The sequence below is a fragment of the Pseudoxanthomonas mexicana genome, assembly GCF_001556105.1.
Classification (GTDB): Bacteria; Pseudomonadota; Gammaproteobacteria; order Xanthomonadales; family Xanthomonadaceae; genus Pseudoxanthomonas_A; species Pseudoxanthomonas_A mexicana_A.
Map to the genome: position 1 here is coordinate 1 of NZ_LSIF01000009.1, position 19,501 is coordinate 19,501.

General features: G+C 64.8%; 20 protein-coding genes. 16 read left to right on the forward strand and 4 right to left on the reverse strand.

Going from position 1 to position 19,501, the window contains the following annotated elements:
* Nucleotides 1-195 precede the first annotated feature (195 nt).
* The 9 genes from AX730_RS01120 (at nt 196) to AX730_RS01160 (ending at nt 8,608) form a co-directional block, all read left to right on the forward strand.
* Complete coding sequence (locus AX730_RS01120; RefSeq protein WP_062350699.1) at nt 196-1,092, forward strand: lytic transglycosylase domain-containing protein; 897 nt, start codon at nt 196-198, stop codon at nt 1,090-1,092.
* Between the two features lie 365 nt (nt 1,093-1,457).
* A complete protein-coding gene (locus AX730_RS01125; protein WP_157074034.1) occupies nt 1,458-2,360 on the forward strand; it encodes a hypothetical protein in 903 nt (300 codons plus the stop codon).
* A complete protein-coding gene (locus tag AX730_RS19060) occupies nt 2,357-3,832 on the forward strand; it encodes a hypothetical protein (RefSeq protein WP_062350707.1) in 1,476 nt (491 codons plus the stop codon). Before AX730_RS01125 ends, AX730_RS19060 begins: the two co-directional genes overlap by 4 nt.
* A gap of 15 nt (nt 3,833-3,847) precedes the next feature.
* Nucleotides 3,848-4,480 carry a hypothetical protein gene (locus AX730_RS01135; RefSeq protein WP_062350709.1) on the forward strand — a complete coding sequence of 211 codons (633 nt, stop codon included), beginning with the start codon at nt 3,848-3,850 and terminating at the stop codon, nt 4,478-4,480.
* 185 nt (nt 4,481-4,665) lie between these two features.
* Nucleotides 4,666-5,277, forward strand: a complete 612-nt coding sequence (petA, locus tag AX730_RS01140) for a ubiquinol-cytochrome c reductase iron-sulfur subunit (protein WP_062350712.1) — start codon at nt 4,666-4,668, stop codon at nt 5,275-5,277.
* A 3-nt stretch (nt 5,278-5,280) separates the two neighbouring features.
* Complete coding sequence (locus AX730_RS01145) at nt 5,281-6,540, forward strand: cytochrome b (RefSeq protein WP_062350716.1); 1,260 nt, start codon at nt 5,281-5,283, stop codon at nt 6,538-6,540.
* Nucleotides 6,533-7,279 (forward strand): cytochrome c1, encoded by a 747-nt coding sequence (locus AX730_RS01150; protein WP_062350718.1) that lies wholly within the window; start codon nt 6,533-6,535, stop codon nt 7,277-7,279. The genes AX730_RS01145 and AX730_RS01150 overlap by 8 nt, the downstream gene beginning before the upstream one ends.
* A 183-nt stretch (nt 7,280-7,462) precedes the next feature.
* A complete protein-coding gene (locus AX730_RS01155) occupies nt 7,463-8,098 on the forward strand; it encodes a glutathione S-transferase N-terminal domain-containing protein (RefSeq protein WP_062350722.1) in 636 nt (211 codons plus the stop codon).
* Nucleotides 8,099-8,161: 63 nt separating this feature from the next.
* Nucleotides 8,162-8,608, forward strand: coding sequence for a ClpXP protease specificity-enhancing factor (locus AX730_RS01160; protein WP_062350725.1), 447 nt, complete (start codon nt 8,162-8,164; stop codon nt 8,606-8,608).
* 43 nt (nt 8,609-8,651) lie between these two features.
* On the opposite strand, the gene AX730_RS01165 is transcribed toward AX730_RS01160, so the two are convergent.
* The 3 genes from AX730_RS01165 to AX730_RS01175 are packed head-to-tail and all read right to left on the reverse strand — an operon-like array spanning nt 8,652 to nt 10,127.
* A complete protein-coding gene (locus tag AX730_RS01165) occupies nt 8,652-8,987 on the reverse strand; it encodes a DUF3301 domain-containing protein (RefSeq protein ID WP_062350728.1) in 336 nt (111 codons plus the stop codon).
* Between the two features lie 7 nt (nt 8,988-8,994).
* On the reverse strand, nt 8,995-9,861 hold the full coding sequence (gene nadC / locus AX730_RS01170) for a carboxylating nicotinate-nucleotide diphosphorylase (protein ID WP_062350731.1): 867 nt from the start codon (nt 9,859-9,861) through the stop codon (nt 8,995-8,997).
* The gene (locus tag AX730_RS01175; protein WP_062350734.1) at nt 9,858-10,127 is read right to left on the reverse strand and encodes a Trm112 family protein; all 270 of its coding nucleotides are present in this window, start codon (nt 10,125-10,127) and stop codon (nt 9,858-9,860) included. The genes nadC and AX730_RS01175 overlap by 4 nt, the downstream gene beginning before the upstream one ends.
* A gap of 64 nt (nt 10,128-10,191) precedes the next feature.
* On the opposite strand from AX730_RS01175, the gene purE reads away from it, so the two are divergent.
* Both purE and AX730_RS01185 read left to right on the forward strand, forming a co-directional pair.
* On the forward strand, nt 10,192-10,701 hold the full coding sequence (purE, locus tag AX730_RS01180; RefSeq protein ID WP_062350737.1) for a 5-(carboxyamino)imidazole ribonucleotide mutase: 510 nt from the start codon (nt 10,192-10,194) through the stop codon (nt 10,699-10,701).
* The gene (locus AX730_RS01185; protein ID WP_062350739.1) at nt 10,698-11,840 is read left to right on the forward strand and encodes a 5-(carboxyamino)imidazole ribonucleotide synthase; all 1,143 of its coding nucleotides are present in this window, start codon (nt 10,698-10,700) and stop codon (nt 11,838-11,840) included. Before purE ends, AX730_RS01185 begins: the two co-directional genes overlap by 4 nt.
* A gap of 75 nt (nt 11,841-11,915) precedes the next feature.
* Here the strand turns inward: AX730_RS01185 and AX730_RS01190 are convergent, their stop codons facing one another.
* Nucleotides 11,916-12,494 (reverse strand): superoxide dismutase, encoded by a 579-nt coding sequence (locus AX730_RS01190; protein ID WP_062350741.1) that lies wholly within the window; start codon nt 12,492-12,494, stop codon nt 11,916-11,918.
* A gap of 158 nt (nt 12,495-12,652) precedes the next feature.
* On the opposite strand from AX730_RS01190, the gene grxD reads away from it, so the two are divergent.
* The 5 genes from grxD (at nt 12,653) to ppnN (ending at nt 19,500) form a co-directional block, all read left to right on the forward strand.
* Nucleotides 12,653-12,973 (forward strand): Grx4 family monothiol glutaredoxin, encoded by a 321-nt coding sequence (gene grxD, locus AX730_RS01195; protein WP_062350744.1) that lies wholly within the window; start codon nt 12,653-12,655, stop codon nt 12,971-12,973.
* Complete coding sequence (locus AX730_RS01200; RefSeq protein ID WP_062350747.1) at nt 12,970-13,716, forward strand: SDR family NAD(P)-dependent oxidoreductase; 747 nt, start codon at nt 12,970-12,972, stop codon at nt 13,714-13,716. The genes grxD and AX730_RS01200 overlap by 4 nt, the downstream gene beginning before the upstream one ends.
* Complete coding sequence (locus AX730_RS01205; RefSeq protein WP_062351011.1) at nt 13,713-14,315, forward strand: YhgN family NAAT transporter; 603 nt, start codon at nt 13,713-13,715, stop codon at nt 14,313-14,315. The genes AX730_RS01200 and AX730_RS01205 overlap by 4 nt, the downstream gene beginning before the upstream one ends.
* Before the next feature lie 264 nt (nt 14,316-14,579).
* On the forward strand, nt 14,580-17,987 hold the full coding sequence (locus AX730_RS01210; RefSeq protein WP_157074035.1) for a TonB-dependent receptor: 3,408 nt from the start codon (nt 14,580-14,582) through the stop codon (nt 17,985-17,987).
* A gap of 130 nt (nt 17,988-18,117) precedes the next feature.
* Nucleotides 18,118-19,500 (forward strand): nucleotide 5'-monophosphate nucleosidase PpnN, encoded by a 1,383-nt coding sequence (ppnN, locus tag AX730_RS01215; RefSeq protein WP_062350750.1) that lies wholly within the window; start codon nt 18,118-18,120, stop codon nt 19,498-19,500.
* Nucleotide 19,501: the final 1 nt, after the last annotated feature.

Below are 19,501 nucleotides of genomic sequence, written 5' to 3' on the forward strand. Positions count from 1 at the left end.
GGGCAGGGGTCGCGTAGTTTACGCGCTGCGCACGCGGCCGGAAGCCGGCCCCGATGGCGTTGATAGGGGGTATCAGGCCCGGACCGGGCCGCCGTGCTGCCGATGCGTCGAACTCCGACCGGCTGCACAGATTGGAGGAAACCTTTGTTGGACAAGGACTTGGCAATCACCCGGGAATTCGGGACACTGCGCGGCATGAGGGGGACTCTGACGCTTCTGGCCGTGCTGGCCGCGCTGACCGCACTGCCGGCCAGCGCGGGCACGCTGTACAAGTGCACTGGCAACGACGGGGTCCCGAACTACGTCAGCAAGCGCGTCAGCGGCGCCAGCTGCGAAATCGTCAGCCGCTACACGCCCGACCGCAGCCGCCCGACCCAGGTTGCCTCCGTCTCCCGTCCGGCCGAAGCCGTGCCGGCCATTGGTGCCGCGACCGCCCCCGCACTGTCCGACTCTGCGAGCGCCATCGTCCCGGCCGCCATGCCAACCGCGGCGCCTGCCGCGACCGGTCCTCGCCGGGTGGTCAGCGGGCAGGTCTATTCCTACATCAAGGATGGCGTGCGCCACTACACCAGTGCCCGCCCGCAGGGCGGCACCCAGGTGGCCAGCCTGCGCACCATCAAGTACAGCTACATCGAAACCTGCTTCGCCTGCGGCAACCCGGGCGTCGACTTCGGCCGGCTGCGCTTGAACACCTCCGCCTACGCGGCCGAGATCGCGGCTGCTTCTCGCGAATTCGGCGTGGAGGAATCCATCCTGCGCGCGATCATGCACGCCGAGTCCTCCTACAACCCGATGGCACTGTCGCACGCCGGTGCGCAGGGCCTGATGCAGCTCATGCCGGCGACCGCGCGCCGGTTCGGCGTGACCGATTCGTACAACGCCGGGCAGAACATCCGCGGCGGTGCGCAGTACCTGTCCTGGCTGCTGAAGCGCTTCAACGGCAACCTGACGCTGGCGGCGGCTGGTTACAACGCGGGCGAAGGCGCGGTGGATCGGCACGGCGGCGTCCCGCCGTACAAGGAAACCCAGCGCTACGTCGAGCGCGTCGCCGTCCTCGCCGACCGCTACCGGCACGCCGTCGCCGCGCGCTGAGCCGCGGCGGGCGGGTTGATTGCCCGCACCTCTCCACTCGAGACATCAGCGACAGAGACCCGCGCGGCTCCGCCGTGCGTGCGTACGCGGCCAGTGCGCCTCAAGAATGTTAATTGCGAACCCGATTGCGTGCGATGCAGGATGCATCGCACGGCGGCGTGTCCGGCGCTGCGGCATCGCCACAGGGACAAGGAGGTCGCATGGAGATCCGGCGAAGGCTCGAATGGTGGGGAGCAGGTGCGCGCGCCTGTGCAGGAGCGTTGGCACGCCGAAGCGCGTGTGCCTGTTTGGTCGTGGCGCTGACGGCAGGGTGCGGTGGGACGAGGGTTCTTGCACAGCCGTCTTCAGTCGCCCTCGATCCCGCGTTGGACCTGTCGATGTTGCCCAAGGGATCTTTGCCGGCGCCTGATCCGTGGCGCCCTTACGTGGCTGAGCTTCAGTTGGGTGCGGAGCGATGCCCCGGTGTGCAGCACGATCGTGAGGCGGATGTAGGCTTCGCCGGCCTCCATCGCCCGTGCTTCGGTTTGATGCCGCGCGCGCTGGCCGAGGTGGTGCGGGACATTCCGGTGGCCGATATCCATCTGCCAGCGGGCGTGCGCGTCAAGTATTTGCGCCAACCCCAGCATTACCTGGCTTTGCCGGGATTCGGTCGAAAGCCGGACTTCATGGTGCATGTCAAGGCAAGTGGAACTTGGTTCGTCGTTCGTTCGTTCGAGGGCACTGTGCCGGCCGACACGGTGTACTTCGTGGAGGGGCCTTTCGATTGCATCAAGGAGGAATCGTACGAGGACGGATACGACGAACTGGAGGCAGGAAAGTGCCCGTACGCGTTCCGAAATCATAGGCTCTATCGCCGTCGCGCGGACGGGACGCTGTATGACGTCACGCGGGTACTACTGCCGAGGCCCGTCATCCGGCGGAGTGAGCGGCACAAGTACGATGCAGGCTCGCCGAGGCTCGACAGCAGCAAGCTGACCTACGCACCGACGTTACGGTGGCGCGCGAGTCCCCCAGGTGAGGAGCCTTTCCCTGTGTCTGAGTCACGTCGATACGGGAGAGTTGTTTCGTTCGAAGCACACTTTGGCTTCGCGGTGTGGAACGGCAGAGGCTTCGACGTACGCGAACGGGTCTCCGACTCGCTATGGCCAAGATACAAATGCAGTCTTGCACGGCCGGATATCAGTTGTGATGGCGCGCTGACCACAGGCAAGCGAGACGACTCTTTTCTTGACTACGACACCGAGTGGCCGGACCGGAGCAAGCCATGACGAACCCGCCTATTACCGACGAGCAGGACATCGACATCCGTGCCAGTGCAGATCGGGTGATCGTGGGGTTGCAGCAGGGTCGGCAGTCAGAAGCGTTGCGTTTGCTGGAACAGGAACGGCGAGGCGAGCGTCCCGTAGTCCAGGAGGCACTGGATCGTTATGTAGCGGCGGGAGCGCATGACGCGCTTACCGGAATGCGGCGAGCGGAACTGCCCGAGCATGCCTCAACGCTGGAGCGACTTGGCGGGGCGTTGGCGGCGCCTAGGATGCCAGCCTTCAGCCGGAGCACGGATCCGAACGTCCCCAATGAGCTGGCCCGCCTCTCCAAGACCCAGCAGTACGACGTCTATGCCAGCATCGTGGAAGCGCGGGGCAACCAAGCGGCCTTTGACGCGTTGCGTCGCAACGATCACAGCGTGCTGCTCGGGTTGCGTCAGGAAAATTCCACGCTGGCATCCCACGATAGTCGCAGAGCCGGCACCGGCGCATACGACGACCACTTGGTGGTGCTGCATCGCGATGCGCAAGGCGAGCGCAGTCTCTATGTCGCCGACCTAGCCAACACGGAACCGACTGCACAGTACGACCATCACGCCGGCAGCAATGGGCGCCGCCTGTTTGCCGACTCGCAACGGCCGGCTCCCCTATTGGAGACGGCCGAGCGGTTTGACCAAGTCACTCGTCCGCGTCAAATCGAAGGACGCGATGCGAATGGTGATGGCATTCGCGACTTGGGGCGGCTGCAGCCTGGAACCATCGAGATGGTTGATGCCAGGCATGGTGCCGACCAACACCTCTCGTTCCGACCCAGTGCTACAGCCGTCGCGGACGGCCGGGACATGGTTCGGCGTGATACGGATGCCGATGGTTACTTCACCACAGCCGACATCAGCGGTCTGGAAGCACTGAACAACACTTTCAAGATCCATCGTGGCGGGGAATGGAACACCTTCTCGGCGGGGTGTCAGACTATCCATCCGGATCGCTTCGATGCATTCATGGACTTGGCCTACGCGAATTCCCAGCAGCAACGCTGGCAATACGTCCTGACCGACACCACCACCGGTCTGTTTCGCGATGTCCGCGTCGAAGTGCAGCGCGATCAGGCCCCGCAGCGCGAAGCACACGATCCCCGACGCCTCGATGTTCCTGACGAAGAGCGTCGGCCGCCTGCCCAGCGCCCGCATGGACCGCGGGAGCATCCGCGTGACCGTCCCCAAGCATCGCAGATTCCCGTGACGGCGGAGGACGCATACCTGGAGCGCTTCTTTGCCTCCAGCGAGCGCGGCGACCTTGCTGCACGCAGGTCCGCCACCCACGAGTACGGCTCGCTGCCGCAGGTGCAGGAGCTCGATCGGCAAGGCAGGGAGTCGCTGTCCTTTGAGCGCGCCATGGAAGCGGCGACCCGACAGGCGACGACGAGCCCTGCCATGACGCAGGACATGCAACCTGCTCTCACACGGGGCGCATGAGGAAAGGGGGAGCGTATGGACGCACAGGAGGGGCGACAGACCCGGGACGTGCTGCTGGAGGTCGTGGACACCCAGAAGCGGCAGCTCGCGCAGATGGCGCGCATGCTGGAAATCCAGCGGCAGGAGCACGAGCAGACGCGGGAGCGCGCCAGTCAGGCCCATGCATCGCTGCTGGCGGGCGCGCGCGAGTTAGGTGAGGCTGGGCAGCGACTGGCCCGGGAGGTGCTGCACGTGCTCGGGAGCGAGGGGCGACAGCGGATCGGCGAAGCCCTTGGGCAGCCCCTTGAGGATGCGAAGAAGGGCATTGATCTGGCCGCGAGGCGGATAACCCAGTCCGGCGAACTGGCGGCGAGGCAGATGGAGGGCCTTGCGCGTTCGCAACGTGCACTTGTCCGGGTGAGCCTGGTCTGGCTGGGCGTCGGAGGAGTATTTCTGTTGCTGGGGACATCCCTCTGGGCATGGCATATGGGGCGCCAGGCGCGCCAGCACAGTGTCGAGGCAGATCTGGGGGCCCGGATCGGCCAGGCCGACCTGGTAAAATGCGGTGTTGGCCTTTGCGCCAACGTCGATATCTCCGTTCGCGGGCAAGGCGACCGCCTTCAGTATCGGCCCGTCAGGGTCAGGTCCGAAGCAGGCGAAACTCCGTAAGTCCTTGATTACGCGACTCTCGCCACCTCAGGCAGGCAGGGTGGGCGCTACAGGCGGCGGGAGCGGCGGATTGTCGGCCCATTAAGGCTTCCGTTACACTTTGCCGTCTTTTGCGGCCCGCCCCTGTGTCTGGGGTGCGGCCTTGGCAGCCTTTTTAGCTACCTGATTGTTTTGCGGAGTGCCGGATGGCCATCGATGGGGTCAATGGGCCTGTGAATACGGGCCGACGCCGGTTCCTGACTGCAACCACCGCGGTGGTGGGTGCAGTGGGTGCCGGTATTGCAGCAGTACCTTTTATCAAGTCGTGGAATCCGAGCGCACGGGCCAAGCTGGCCGGTGCCCCGGTGACCGCCGACATCACGGGATTGCAGGAAGGCCAGCGCCTGGTGCTGGAATGGCGCGGCCAGCCTATCTGGATCGTCAAGCGCTCCAAGGCGATTCTGGATGCGTTGCCGACGCTGGATGGCAACCTGCGTGACCCGCAGTCCGCCAACAAGGACCAGCAGCCGTCCTACATCACCGGTGAACTCCGTTCGGTCAAACCCGAGATATCGGTGCTGGTCGGCCTGTGCACCCACCTGGGCTGCTCGCCGGAAATGGCGGCCGAGATCAAGCCCGAGCCGTACGATCCGGACTGGAAGGGCGGCTACTTCTGCCCCTGCCACAAGTCGCGCTTCGATATGGCCGGACGGGTGTTCCAGGGCGTGCCCGCACCGACCAACCTGGTGGTGCCGCCGCACTTCTACCAGGACGACAACACCATCGTGATCGGCCTCGATCCGCAAGGGGGCGCGTAAGCCATGGCGAACATCATTACCCGCACCGCTGAGGGCGTGGTCGACTGGTTCAATGCGCGCGCGCCAGGCTTCATGCCCGTGTACCGCAAGCACATGAGCGAGTACTACGCGCCCAAGAACTTCAACATCTGGTACATCTTCGGCGTGCTGTCGATCGTGGTGCTGGTCAACCAGATCCTGACCGGCATCTTCCTGACGATGCACTTCAAGCCGAGCGCGGCGGAAGCCTTCGCCTCGGTCGAATACATCATGCGTGACGTGGAGTGGGGCTGGCTGATCCGCTACATGCACAGCACCGGCGCCTCGCTGTTCTTCATCGTCGTCTACATCCACATGTTCCGCGGCCTGATGTACGGCTCGTACCAGAAGCCGCGCGAGCTGGTGTGGATCCTCGGCATGCTGATCTACCTGGTGTTGATGGCCGAAGCCTTCCTGGGCTATGTGCTGCCATGGGGCCAGATGTCGTTCTGGGGCGCCAAGGTCATCATCTCGCTGTTCGGTGCCGTCCCGGTGATCGGCAACGGCCTGACCGAGTGGATCATGGGCGACTACCTGCCCGGCGATGCCACGCTGAACCGCTTCTTCGCGCTGCACGTCATCGCGCTGCCGCTGGTGCTGCTGCTGCTGGTGGTGCTGCACATCTTCGCGCTGCACGAGGTCGGTTCGAACAACCCCGACGGCGTCGAGATCAAGAAGGGCCCGAAGGGCAACCGCTGGTCGCCGACCGCACCCGCCGACGGCGTGCCGTTCCACCCGTACTACACGGTCAAGGATGGCTTCTACGTCGGCGGCTTCCTGATCTTCGCAGCCTTCATCGTGTTCTTCGCGCCGGCCATGGGCGGCTGGTTCCTCGAGCACGACAACTTCTCCGAGGCCAATCGTCTGGTCACGCCCGAGCACATCAAGCCGGTGTGGTACTACACGCCGTACTACGCGATGTTGCGCGTGGTGCCCAACAAACTGGGTGGCGTGCTGGTGATGTTCGGCGCGATCGCGATCCTGTTCCTCGTGCCCTGGCTGGACCGCGCGAAGGTGAAGTCCTACCGGTACCGCGGCGTGCTGTCCAAGGTGTTGCTGGGCCTGTTCGCGATCTGCTTCGTCTGGTTGGGCAAGATCGGTGCCGGCCCCGGTACGGACCCGGTGGAGACCATCATCGGTCGCTTCCTCACCGCCTTCTACTTCCTGTTCTTCTTGACCATGCCGATCTGGACCAGGATCGACAAGACCAAGCCAGTGCCCGACCGGGTGACGACGCATGACTAAGATTTTCGCCTCTCGCCTAGCTGTCTTCGCCAGCGGGTTGCTGATTTCCTTCTCCGTGTTCGCCGCTGCCGGCGGAGAGAAGCTGCAGGCCGGCAACGACCTCAGCGACCGCGCCTCCCTGCAGCGCGGCGCCCAGCTGTACATGAACTATTGCGCCGGCTGCCACTCGCTGAAGTACATGCGCTACTCGCGCATGGCCGAGGATCTTGGCCTGACCGAAGACGAGGTGATGAAGAACCTCAATTTCACCGGCGCCAAGTTCGGCGAGCAGATCCAGGTGTCCATGCCCCATGATCCGGCCACCAAGTGGTTCGGAAAGATGCCGCCGGACCTGAGCGTGATCTCCCGCGTGCGCGGCAGCGACTGGATCTATACGTACCTGAAGTCGTTCTACCTCGACGAGTCGCGCCCGCTGGGCTGGAACAACAAGTTGTTCCCGAACGCGTCGATGCCCAATCCGCTATGGGAACTGCAGGGCCTGCAGCACGCCGAGTTCGGGCAGCCGGATGCGGCGACCGGCGAGCGCCAGGTGGAAAGCCTCAAGGTCACGCAGGCCGGCCGCCAGGACGCGCAGGCGTTCGACCAGACCGCGCGCGACATCACCAACTTCCTGGAGTATGTCGGCGAGCCGGCGGCCCTGAAGCGGCAGAGCATCGGTGTGTGGGTGATCCTGTTCCTGTCGGCGCTGACGTTCCTTGCTTACCTGCTGAAGCAGGAGTACTGGAAGGACGTCCACTAAACGGCGTTGCGTGTCCGACGCCCCGGGGCAGGCGGCAACGCCTGCACCGGCGAGTGAGAGGCCAAGCCTGGGTTGCTTGGCTTTTTCCGGCAGGGATTGCACACTCGGGGACCGTGGCGACCGTCAGCAAGGGGCTGGCGGCGTCGGTGCGATCGGCGGATTCCGATCGTCGGAGAGCCGTGAATGGCTGCGAGCCAACGTATGCGCAATACACTGACGTTGTTTTCCTCCACCGATGACGTGCTTTGCCACCGCGTGCGACTGGTACTCGCCGCCAAGGGCGTGAGTTACGACCTGGTACCGGTGGATCCGCAGAACCCGCCCGAAGATCTGATCGACCTGAATCCCTACCATTCCGTGCCCACCCTGGTGGAGCGCGATCTGGTGCTGTATGCGGCTTCCGTCGTCAGTGAGTATCTGGACGAGCGCTATCCGCATCCGCCGCTGATGCCGGTGGATCCGCTGTCGCGCGCTCGCCTGCGCCTGGCCATGCTGCGCATCGAGCACGACTGGGTGCCGCAGGTACAGGCGATCCAACTGGGCAACAAGCAGCAGGCCGAAGCCGGCCGCAAGCGCCTGAAGGAACTGCTGACCGCGTCGGTGCCGCTGTTCAAGGCGAGCAAGTTCTTCCTGAATCCCGAGATGAGCCTGGCCGATTGCGCGATGGCGCCGATCATCTGGCGCCTGCCGTCGCTGGACGTGCCGCTGCCCAAGGATGGCAAGACGATCGAGGATTACGGCAACCGCATTTTCCGCCACCCCGGCTTCCTGCGCAGCCTGACGGATGCGGAGAAGAAGCTGCGCGAGATCCCGAGCTGACGGGTCGCAGACTGACGCCGGGTCGAGCGCGATACCGCGACGCGACCGACGCCGAGAAGTGAAATGACAGACACGTCCCGCATGACCAGTCATCGCCCCTACCTGTTGCGGGCGTTGAACGAATGGATTGCCGACAACGGCATGACGCCGCACTTGCTGGTGGACGCCACGCAGGCGGGCGTGCAGGTGCCTGCCAGCGCGGTGAAGGAAGGCAAGGTCGTACTGAATATCGCCGAGCGGGCGGTGGTGCGCCTGCTGATCGACAACGAGGCGGTCAGCTTCACCGCACGTTTCGGTGGCGTGAGCCAGGCGGTCCACGTTCCGATCGGTGCGGTGCTGGCCATCTACTCGCGCGAGACGGGACAGGGCATGGCGCTGCCCGATGAAGTCGCGCACGACAGCGAATCCCATGGCGATGACGACCATGCGTCACCGTCTCAGGACTCCCCTCCGGATGACGATGCGCCGCCGCCGGGCAAGCGTCCGCCGTTCCTGCGCGTAGTGAAGTAGGCGCCGGCATCGAATCCACGCTATTTGCGTGGCGTGCGACGCATCAATGCAGGTCGAGCGACCGCACCGAGGGTGTTACCGGGCCGACGAACGACACCAGTTGGCCTTTCCGTAGCACCAGCCGACCGACATGGCGGTCGATGCCATCGTGCGAGTATTCGAAGCGGAAGCTGCGTTCGAAGCCCAGCCAGCCATCGTCGCCACGGGACAGTCGCAGCCCGCTGGCGTGCACGCTCTGGTCCAGCCAGATGACACCCGCGGCCTGGCAGGCATTCCTTCCCAGTGCGCCAGCGCGTTCGGCAGCGGCACGTGCCGCGTTCCAGTAGGCGAACGCCACGCCGGCCGTGATCAGCCATAGCAATGCGCTCAGCGGCGACATGACGGCCTCATGGTGCGGGGCCCAGCTTCATCGACAGGTCGATGGCATGGACATGCTTGGTCAGGCCGCCAATCGAGACGAAATCGACCCCGTCCGCCGCGATGGCGCGCAGCGTGGACAGATCAACGCCACCGGAGACTTCGAGCGGAATCCGTCCGGCATATGGTGCGGCCTTGGCGCGCCGCACGGCTTCGCGCCGCGTGTCCGCGTCAAAGTCGTCGATCAGGATGCGTTCGCAGCCTTCCGCCAGCGCCTCGTCGAGCTGCGCCAGGGTTTCCACTTCCACGATGAGCGGCAGCGACGGTTGCGCGCTGCGGGCGGTACGGATGGCCGCCGTCAGCGAACCTGCGGCGCGCACGTGGTTTTCCTTCAGCATCACCGTGTCGTACAGGCCGATGCGATGATTCATCCCGCCGCCGCAGCGAACCGCATACTTCTGCGCCAGGCGCAGCCCCGGCAGGGTCTTGCGGGTATCCAGGATCGTGCAGCCCGTGCCACGGACCACGTCGACGTAGGCAGCCGTGACGGTTGCGGTGCCGGACAGGGTCTGAAGGAAGTTCAGCGACGAACGCTCGGCGGTGACCAGCGTGCGCGTCTGGCCGGTCAGCGTGGCGAGCACGGTGCCGGCGGATACGCGATCGCCGTCCCGCACGCGCCAATCGATCTGGACGTGGGGATCGAGCGCGCGATGGCACGCGTCGAACCAGGGTTGCCCGGCAACGACGGCCTCTTGCTTGCACAGCAGGTAGGCGATGTCCGGTACGTCGGGCAGCAGTGCGGCGGTCACGTCGCCGGTTCCCACATCTTCAGCCAGGGCGCGCGCGACATCCGAAGCGATGACGTCCGCCGGCGGAGGCGTCGGGCGCTGGCTCATCGTGCGGCGAAGTCGCTGGCCTGCGCGGTGGCGATCGCTTCCTCGGCGAGCAGTACGGGGATGCCGTCCTCGACGCGATAGGCGGTCTTGCGGTCGTGCGTGACCAGCGCTTCGCGCAATGGCTCGGTCTGTACGGTGTCGTCGGCACGCTTGACCTGCCCATCGGCGATGGCGCGGTTGATGGCCTCCAGCCCGCGTGCGTCGAGCACCGCCAGTGGCTGGCGGGTGGTGGGGCAGCAGAGAAGGTCGAGGAGTTTGCGGTCCATGTGGGGGACTCGATCAGCAGTTCGGTCAGGAGGGTAGAATACGTCTTTGCGACCGAGGACGGCCATGACCGCCAGCGTTTCCAGCCCCGTGGTGGGTATCGTGATGGGCTCCCGCTCCGACTGGGACACCATGCAGCATGCCGCGCAGAAGCTGGATGCGTTGGGCGTTCCCTACGAGGTGAAGGTCGTCTCGGCCCATCGCACGCCGGACGTGCTGTTCTCGTATGCGGAGGAAGCGTCGTCGCGCGGATTGCGTGCCATCATCGCCGGCGCCGGAGGCGCGGCGCACCTGCCCGGCATGCTCGCCGCGAAGACGGCGGTGCCGGTGCTCGGCGTGCCGGTGCAGTCAAAGGCGCTCAACGGCATGGACTCGCTGCTGTCCATCGTGCAGATGCCCGCGGGTATTCCCGTCGCGACCTTTGCCATCGGCAATGCAGGTGCCGCGAATGCGGGCTTGTTCGCCGCTGCGTTGCTGGCCTCCGACCATCCGGCCATCGGTGCTGCGCTCGCGGCCTTCCGGACGCGCCAGACCGATGACGTGATGGCGCACGACGATCCCCGCCAGCCGCTATGACGACGGTCGGCATCCTCGGCGGCGGACAACTCGCGCGCATGCTGGCGTTGTCGGGCGCGCCGCTCGGACTGCGCTTCCTGGTGATGGATACCGCAGCGGATGCCTGTGCGGGCCAGTTCGCACCGCTGCTGGTGGGCGATTATCGTGACGAAGCGGCGCTCGCCGAGTTCGCCTCCAAGGTGGATGTCGCCACCTTCGATTTCGAGAACGTGCCGGCTGAAAGCGCGGAGTGGCTTGCCGCTCGCGTGCCCGTGTTTCCGAATCCGCGCGCGCTGGCCGTCGCGCAGGATCGGTTGGTCGAGAAGACGCTGTTCCAGGAACTCGGTATCCCGGTCGGTGCATTCGCCGACGTGGGCAGCCTCGACGTGCTGCGTGCCGAGGTCGAGCGGTTGGGTGGTGCGTGCATTCTCAAGACGCGCCGGCTGGGTTACGACGGCAAGGGGCAGTTCCGCATCAAGTCGCCGGCCGATGTCGACGCGGCCTGGCGGGCGCTGGGTGCGCAGGCGGCCACGGTCGGGCTGATCGTCGAAGCGTTCATTCCGTTCGAGCGGGAACTGTCGGTGGTGGCTGTACGCGGCCGCGATGGCGAGTTCCGCACGTGGCCGTTGACCGAGAACTGGCACGTCGATGGCGTCCTGTCCGCCAGCCTGGCGCCTGCGCGAGTCGAAACGGCGTTGGCGGAAGCGGCCTGCGCGCACGCCCGTCGCCTCGCGGAGGCGTTGGACTATGTCGGCGTATTCGCGCTCGAGCTGTTCCGCCGCGACGGCAAGCTGCTGGCGAACGAAATGGCGCCGCGCGTGCACAACTCCGGGCACTGGACGATCGAGGGCGCGGAGACGTCGCAGTTCCAGAATCACCTGCGCGCGGTACTTGGCCTGCCGCTCGGCGATACGCGCGTGCTGGGGCATGCGTGCATGCTCAACTGGATCGGCACGATGCCGGAGGCCGTCGCCGTGCTCGACGAGGCGGGCGGCCATTGGCATGACTACGGGAAGGAGTCGCGCGCGGGTCGCAAGGTCGGCCATGCGACGCTGCGCGCAGACGATGCGCAATCGCTGGCCAATGCCGTGGCCCGTGTCGGTGTTGCGCTGGGACGCGAGGCGCAGGTCGCGTCGGTCGTTGCAAGACTGACCGTTTGACACGACCCAGGTTCGAATGGAAATGAAAACGGCCGGGTTTCCCCGGCCGTTTTCGCATGACGCGGATACCTGCAATCAGCGCAGGTTGCCGGCCACGAAATCCCAGTTCACCAGTGCCCAGAACGATTCCACGTACTTCGGCCGCGCGTTGCGGTAGTCGATGTAGTAGGCGTGTTCCCACACGTCGATGGTCAGCAGCGGCTTGTCCTCGCCGGTCAGCGGGGTGGCGGCATTGGAGGTGCTAGCCAGTGCGATAGAACCATCCGGACGCTGCACCAGCCAGCCCCAGCCCGAGCCGAAGGTGCCGATGGCGGTCTTGGTGAATTCTTCCTTGAACTTGGCGAAGTCGCCGAAGGTCTTGTTGATCAGGTCGGCCAGCTTGCCGGTCGGCTCGCCACCACCATTGGGCTTGAGGCCGTTCCAGTAGAACGTGTGGTTCCACACCTGCGCCGCATTGTTGAACATGCCGCCCTGCGACTTGCGCACGATCTCTTCCAGCGACGCATCGGCAAACTCGGTGCCCTCGATCAGCTTGTTGAGGTTGTCGACGTAGGTCTTGTGGTGCTTGCTGTAATGGAAGTCGATGGTCTCGCCGGAGATGTGCGGCTCCAGCGCGGTACGGTCGTAGGGCAGGGGGGGCAGTTCGATGGCCATGGCTTGGTTCCTCTCGCTAGGCGGGTCAAAAAAGGCGGGCCGGCATCGTCGAAGCGATGCGAGGGCTTACACTATGCAATCCGCAGGCGCGGCCGGCGGAACGGACCGAAAGTGTACCCGACGGCGGTTGCCAAACCGTCAAGGAAGGAGAAATCAGCATGCCGGTGATGGAACGCATCCAGGCCGAAGTGGATGGCCACCCCATCGTCCTTTTCATGAAGGGCACGCCACAGTTCCCGATGTGCGGTTTCTCCAGCCGGGCCATGCAGGCGCTGCGCGAAGCGGGCGCCGAACATCTCTACACGATCAACGTGCTGGAAGAGCCGGAGATCCGCGCCAACCTGCCGCGTTTCTCCAACTGGCCGACGTTTCCGCAGCTCTTCATCAATGGCGAACTGATCGGCGGGTGCGACATCACGCTGGAGCTGCACGAATCCGGCGAACTCCAGCGGATCGTGACCGAGGCCTTCGCACCGTGAGCCTGGTCGGGCTGCCGACGCGTGCCCCGCGCGCGCTGGACCAGCGCGTCGTGCTGGTCAGTGGTGCGCATGGCGGTCTTGGCAGCGCCGCGGCGGTCGCGTGCGCCGAAGCGGGTGCGATGGTCGTGTTGCTGGGCCGGAAGGTGCCGAAGTTGAACCGGGTGTACGACGCGGTGGCGCAGGTCGGCACGGAGCCGCTGCTGTATCCGCTCGATCTGGAGGGCGCGACGCCGGACGATTACGCCGAGCTCGCCGATCGCCTGCATGCCGAATTGGGTCGACTTGATGGCGTGCTGCACTGTGCGGCCGAGTTCAAGGGACTGACCCCGCTGGAACACACGGACCCCGCTGCCTTCGCGCGCGTCGTGCACGTCAACCTCACTGCGCCGTGGTGGCTATCGCAAGCCTGCCTCCCGCTGCTGAAGCAGTCGGATGACGCGGCGCTGGTCTTCAGCGTCGATGATCTTGCGCGGGTGGGGCAGGCCTACTGGGGTGCGTATGGCGTCGCCCAGCATGGGCTGACCTCGATGGTTGGCATGCTGCATGCGGAACTGGCCACCAGCAGCGTGCGGGTCTCCGCACTGCAGCCAGGCCCGATGCGGACCGGGCTGCGCTCGCGCGCCTACGCCGACGACACGGACTCCCATGCGCGCGACGCCGCCGACTACGCGAACGCCTGTGTCACCCTGCTGTCATCTGCGGGCACCACGTACAGGGGGCAGATATGGAAGGTGCGGGCATGACCGTCCTCTCGGCGGCCCTGCTGCTGTTCCTGATCCTGGACCCGCTGGGCAACATCCCGGTGTTCCTGAGCGTGCTCAAGCCATTGGCGCCGCGTCGCCAGCGCATCGTGGTGGTGCGTGAACTGCTGATTGCCCTGGCTGTGCTGATGCTGTTCCTGTGGGGTGGAAAGTACGCCCTGGAGCTGATGCACCTGCGCCAGGAGTCGGTCGCCATCGCCGGCGGCATCGTGTTGTTCCTGATCGGCGTGCGGATGATTTTTCCTCGGCCGGAAGGCCTGATGGGCGAACTGCCGGGCGGTGAGCCCTTCATCGTGCCGTTGGCCATCCCGCTGGTGGCTGGCCCCTCCGGCATGGCGGCCGTCATGCTGATGGGCAGCAACGACCCATCGCGCTTGGGTGACTGGAGTCTGGCACTGCTACTGGCCTGGAGCGCCACCGCGATCATCCTGTTCTCCGCCACCGTTCTCTACAAATGGCTGGGCAGGCGGGTGCTGACTGCGATCGAGCGGCTAATGGGCATGCTTCTGGTGGCGATCTCCGTCCAAATGGTGCTGGATGGCATTGGCACGTACCTCAAGCTGACACCTCCCAACATCTGACGGAGCCGGGTGGGCCGAGCGCCGGCCCGATCGTCGTGTGAGGCTTCCGACGTGGAGGGGCCTCGACCGTGCTGCACTGCGGAAACTTTGTCATGCCGCGGTCACAAAATGGTCCTATCGTGTTAACCTGTTATTAACCTCCGCGGACGCCGCGTGGGCCATGGGAACCCCTAGCACGCCCTTCGAAACGACCTTCACGGTCGCTTCCGCGCACGTCTCGTCAGCCAGCTTCGCCACATCACTCCCGTACCTGAGGTTTATCCGATGAACCAAACCCGTCGTCTTCGCCTGTCCAAGCTCAGCCTTGGCCTCGTCGTCGCGCTTGCCGCCGCTCCTGCCTTCGCGCAGAGCACGTCGGCCGGTGTGGGCGGCCTGGTCACCGACAATGGCGGCCAGCCCGTCGCCGGCGCCGAGGTGACCATCACCCACGTCGAATCCGGCACGGTCAGTCGTGCCACCACCGATGACAGTGGCCGCTACAACGCGCGCGGCCTGCGCGTCGGCGGTCCTTATCAGGTGACGATCACCAAGTCGGGTTCGGGCACCAAGACCGAAGACAACGTGTTCCTGACGCTGAACCAGGTGAACACCGTCAACGCCGCGCTGACCGGCGACCTGACCACGCTGGAAACCGTCACCGCCGTGGGCTTCTCCGGTGGTTCGGAAGTCTTCAGTGCGACCAAGATGGGCTCGGGCACCAGTGTCGACCGCGTGACGATCGAGGCCCTGCCGTCGGTCAACGGCAACATCCAGGACTACATGCGCCTCGATCCGCGCGTGACCTTCAGCGATCGCGCCTCGGGCAGCATCACCGCTGGCGGCATGAACCCGCGTTTCAACAAGATCACCATCGACGGCGTGTCGGCCAGCGACACCTTCGGCCTGGAAGGCAACAACATGCCGACACAGCGCCAGCCGGTCTCGATGGAGGCCATCGAAGCCATCGACGTCAACCTGTCGAACTACGACGTGACGATGTCCGGCGCCGCCGGTGCCAACGTCAATGCCGTGACCAAGTCGGGTACGAACGAATTCCACGGTTCCGTGTACGGCACCTATCGTGACGGCGACTGGTTCGGCGACTACCCGGGTCGCGTGGCCGGCAGCACGGCGGTCAACGTCACCGGTATGCCGTTCGACGAATACGACAATGAGTCCACCTGGGGCGTGACGCTGGGTGGTCCGATCGTCAAGGACAAGCTGTTCTTCTTCGCCAACTATGAGAAGTTCAAGCAGACCAACATCGGCCCGGCCGGCAAGAGCCAGGGCACCAACCCGCTGGCTGCGGGCAATGCCGATTTCGACGCTGCGGATCTGGCGGCCGTGCAGGACATAGCACGCAATGTGTGGGGCTTCGATGCCGGCGGATTGACCGGCGGCGGCGACACCCAGCTGGAAGAGTACGCACTTAAGCTGGACTGGAACATCAGCGATGCCCATCGCGCGAGCCTGCGCTACAGCAAGCTGGAGCAGAACCGTGTGCGTCCGGAAGCGTCGACCGCCAGCATCCTGGCGTTGAGCTCGAACTGGTTCAATCACGCCAAGACCGTCGAGAGCTATGTCGGTCAGCTGTTCAGCGACTGGTCCGATACGTTCTCGACCGAGTTCAAGGTGTCTTACCGCGATTACTCGGCCATCCGCATCAGCCCGACCACCGCGCCGACCATCCAGGTCTATTTCGATGACGGCGTGGCCGGCAACGGCAACGACAACCCGATCGGAACCTCCAGCAACAGCTTCTCCGGTCTGGATGCGATCCGCCTGGGTACCGAGCGCAGCTCGCCCGGCAATTCGCTGATGACCAAGACGTGGAACTACTTCGGTTCGGGCACCTGGACCGTTGGCGACCACGACATCAAGTTCGGCGCCGAGTACAGCGAGAGCGATATCTACAACTTCTTCCTGCAGGACTCGTGGGGCAACTACAGCTTCTACGTGCCGACGGTTGGTGGCGTTTCCGACTTCAGCAACCTCAGGAATGGTCGCTACTTCGACTACGATCTGCAGACGAATCCGGCCGATCCGAACGCGATCGCGGCCCGCTACAAGAACAAGAGCATGGGCTTCTTCGTCCAGGACACCTGGTACGTCACGCCTAACCTGACGCTGACCGTCGGCGTGCGCGCGGACAAGCCGGACGCGAGCCCGAATCCGCCGTACAACGCGTGCTTCGCCGCGGCGCCGGGCACGGCGAACGCTGCCTGCGGTAGCGGTTACACGGGTGGCTTTGGCATCGCCAACAACAATACGTACAACGGCAGCTACATCATCCAGCCGCGCTTCGGCTTCAACTACACCTTCGACAGCGAGCGTTCCATGCAGCTGCGTGGTGGCGTGGGCCTGTTCCAGGGTGACGCGCCGAACGTGTGGGTGGGCAATGCCTACAGCAGCACGGGCATGAACTACGTCTCCTACCAGAACTACACCAACCCCACGCTCGTCCCGTTCAGCGCCGATGGCCTGAACCAGAACGTGCCGCCGGGCGGTTCGGGCGTGCGCAACGTCAATGCCATCAGCGATGACTTCGAATTGCCGTCGGTGTGGAAGGCCAACTTGGCGATCGACGTCGAGACGCCGTGGAACGGTATCGTCGCCTCCGCCGAGCTGTTGCTGACGGACGTCAACAACGGTCTGTTCTACCGCAGCCTCAACGTCGGCCCCGGCTACGTCGGTCCGGATGGCCGCGTGCTGTACTGGAATCCGAACAGCGCTCGTCCGTTCGGCAACACCAGTGCCGGCACCGGCGCGCTGGCGGCGAATGGCGCGCGTACCGGCCGCAACACCTACTTCGGCGACGTCTTCCTGCTGGAAAACACCAACAAGGGCAAGGGCCAGCAGCTGACGGTCTCGTTGACCAAGCCGTTCTCGACCGAGAGCGACTGGTCCTGGACCCTGGGCTACACCCGTACCAACGCCGAGGAAGTGTCCGCGCTGACCAGTTCCACCGCCAGTTCGGGTTACGGTTCGCAGCTGGGCGTCAATATCAATGAGCCGACCAGCTCGACGGCCCGCTACGAGATCAAGGACCGCTTCAGTGGCTCATTGAACTGGTCGCGCAACTTCTTCGGTGACTACGACACTCACGTCGGCCTGGTCTACGAAGGTCGCAGCGGCCGTCCGTTCAGCTACATCTTCAGCGGCGACGCCAACGGCGACAACCGTACCTTCAACGACTTGTTCTACGTGCCCAACGGCACCGGCAACGACGTGAAGTTCGGTAGCCTCAGCGCGACCGGTGTATTCACCGCGAACGCGGCGATGGAGCAGGCCTTCTGGACCTGGCTTGAGAAGCAGGATGGCCTGAGCCGCTACAAGGGCACGTACGCGCCGGAGAATGGCTTCACCTCGGGTTGGGTCAATACCTTCGATATCCGTATCAGCCAGGAACTGCCGGGCTTCATGAAGGGCCACAAGTCCAAGGTCTGGCTCGACATCCAGAACGTCGGCAACCTGATCAACAAGGATTGGGGCCACGTGCTCGATTACGGTTTCAATGCCAACAATGCCGTGGCGACGCTGCAGGGCATCCACAACGGTCAGTACGTGTATGGCTACCGCTCGGGCACCGAGTTCGGCCAGGCGACCGCGTACGGCATGCCGACCAACGCGGACAGCCAGACCAATGGCATCTCGCAGTGGTCGTTGCAGGTGGGCCTGAAGTACGAGTTCTGATCCGCAGCAGTCCCGCGGAATGCGACACGGACGGCCGGGGAAACCCGGCCGTTTTCTTTTGGGCGGACTCCTCTTGCTTCCGTGACTGCGCTAAAGTCCCGGCTCTTACGAACGAATGACAGGAATTCCCATGAATCGAACGGCATCGAGGGCGTTGCCGGTGCAGGACGCGCGGATCTATCCGCGTGGTGGCCTGGACGTACTTTCCCGCGCCGAAGTGGCGCGCCTGCGTGACGCCTCCAGCGGCGGCATGCATGAGCTGCTCCGCCGCTGCGCGCTGGCGGTGCTGACCAGCGGCAGCGCGTCCGACGACCCGCGCGCGGCGCGCGATCTCTATCCCGACTTCGACATCCAGGTCCTGCAGCAGGACCGCGGTGTACGCATCGACCTGATCAACGCACCGGCGATGGCATTCGTCGACGGTGAGATCATCCGAGGCATTGCCGAACTGTTGTTCGCGGTAGTCCGCGACCTTGCCTACACCGCGATCGAACTCGGCCCGGAGTACGCGGCCGATCTCGAATCCTCCGCCGGCATCACCAATGCGGTGTTCGGCCTGTTGCGCAATGCGCGCATCCTCAAGCCCAGCGATCCCAACCTGGTCGTGTGCTGGGGTGGCCACTCGATCTCGCGCGACGAATACCTCTACACCAAGCAAGTCGGCTACGAGCTGGGCCTGCGTGGCCTGGACATCTGCACGGGGTGTGGTCCCGGCGCAATGAAGGGCCCGATGAAGGGCGCGACGATCGCGCATGCCAAACAGCGTCGTGCCAAGACGCGCTACATCGGCGTGACCGAGCCGGGCATCATTGCCGCCGAGTCGCCTAACCCCATCGTCAACCACCTGGTGATCATGCCGGACATCGAGAAGCGCCTGGAGGCGTTCGTCCGCATCGGCCACGGCATCATCGTGTTCCCGGGCGGCGTGGGCACGGCGGAAGAGATCCTCTATCTGCTCGGCATCCTGTTGCATCCGGCCAACGCGCACCTGCCGTTCCCGCTGATCCTGACCGGCCCGACCATCGCAGCGCCTTATTTCGAGCAGATCGACCGCTTTATCCGCCTGACGCTTGGCGACGCCGCGGCGGAGCGGTACGAGATCATCGTCGGCGACCCGGTCGCGGTAGCGAAGAAGATGGGGGCCGGCATTCGCCGCGTGCGGGAAAACCGGATCGAGCACAAGGATTCGTTCTTTTTCAACTGGGCCATCCAGATTCCCGAGGATTACCAGCAGCCTTTCGTCCCGTCGCATGAAGCAATGGCCGCGCTGCAGCTGCGGCCGGGACGCGCCGTGCATGATCTTGCAGCGGACTTGCGCCGTGCGTTTTCCGGTATCGTCGCCGGCAACGTCAAGGAAGACGGAATGCGCCGGATCGAGGAATTCGGTCCGTTCGAAATCCATGGCGATGCCGCGATGATGCAGGCGCTGGATGAGCTGCTACGCGCGTTCGTCGAACAGCGTCGCATGAAGATCGCCGGCGAGTACAAGCCTTGTTATCGCGTCGTAACCTGAG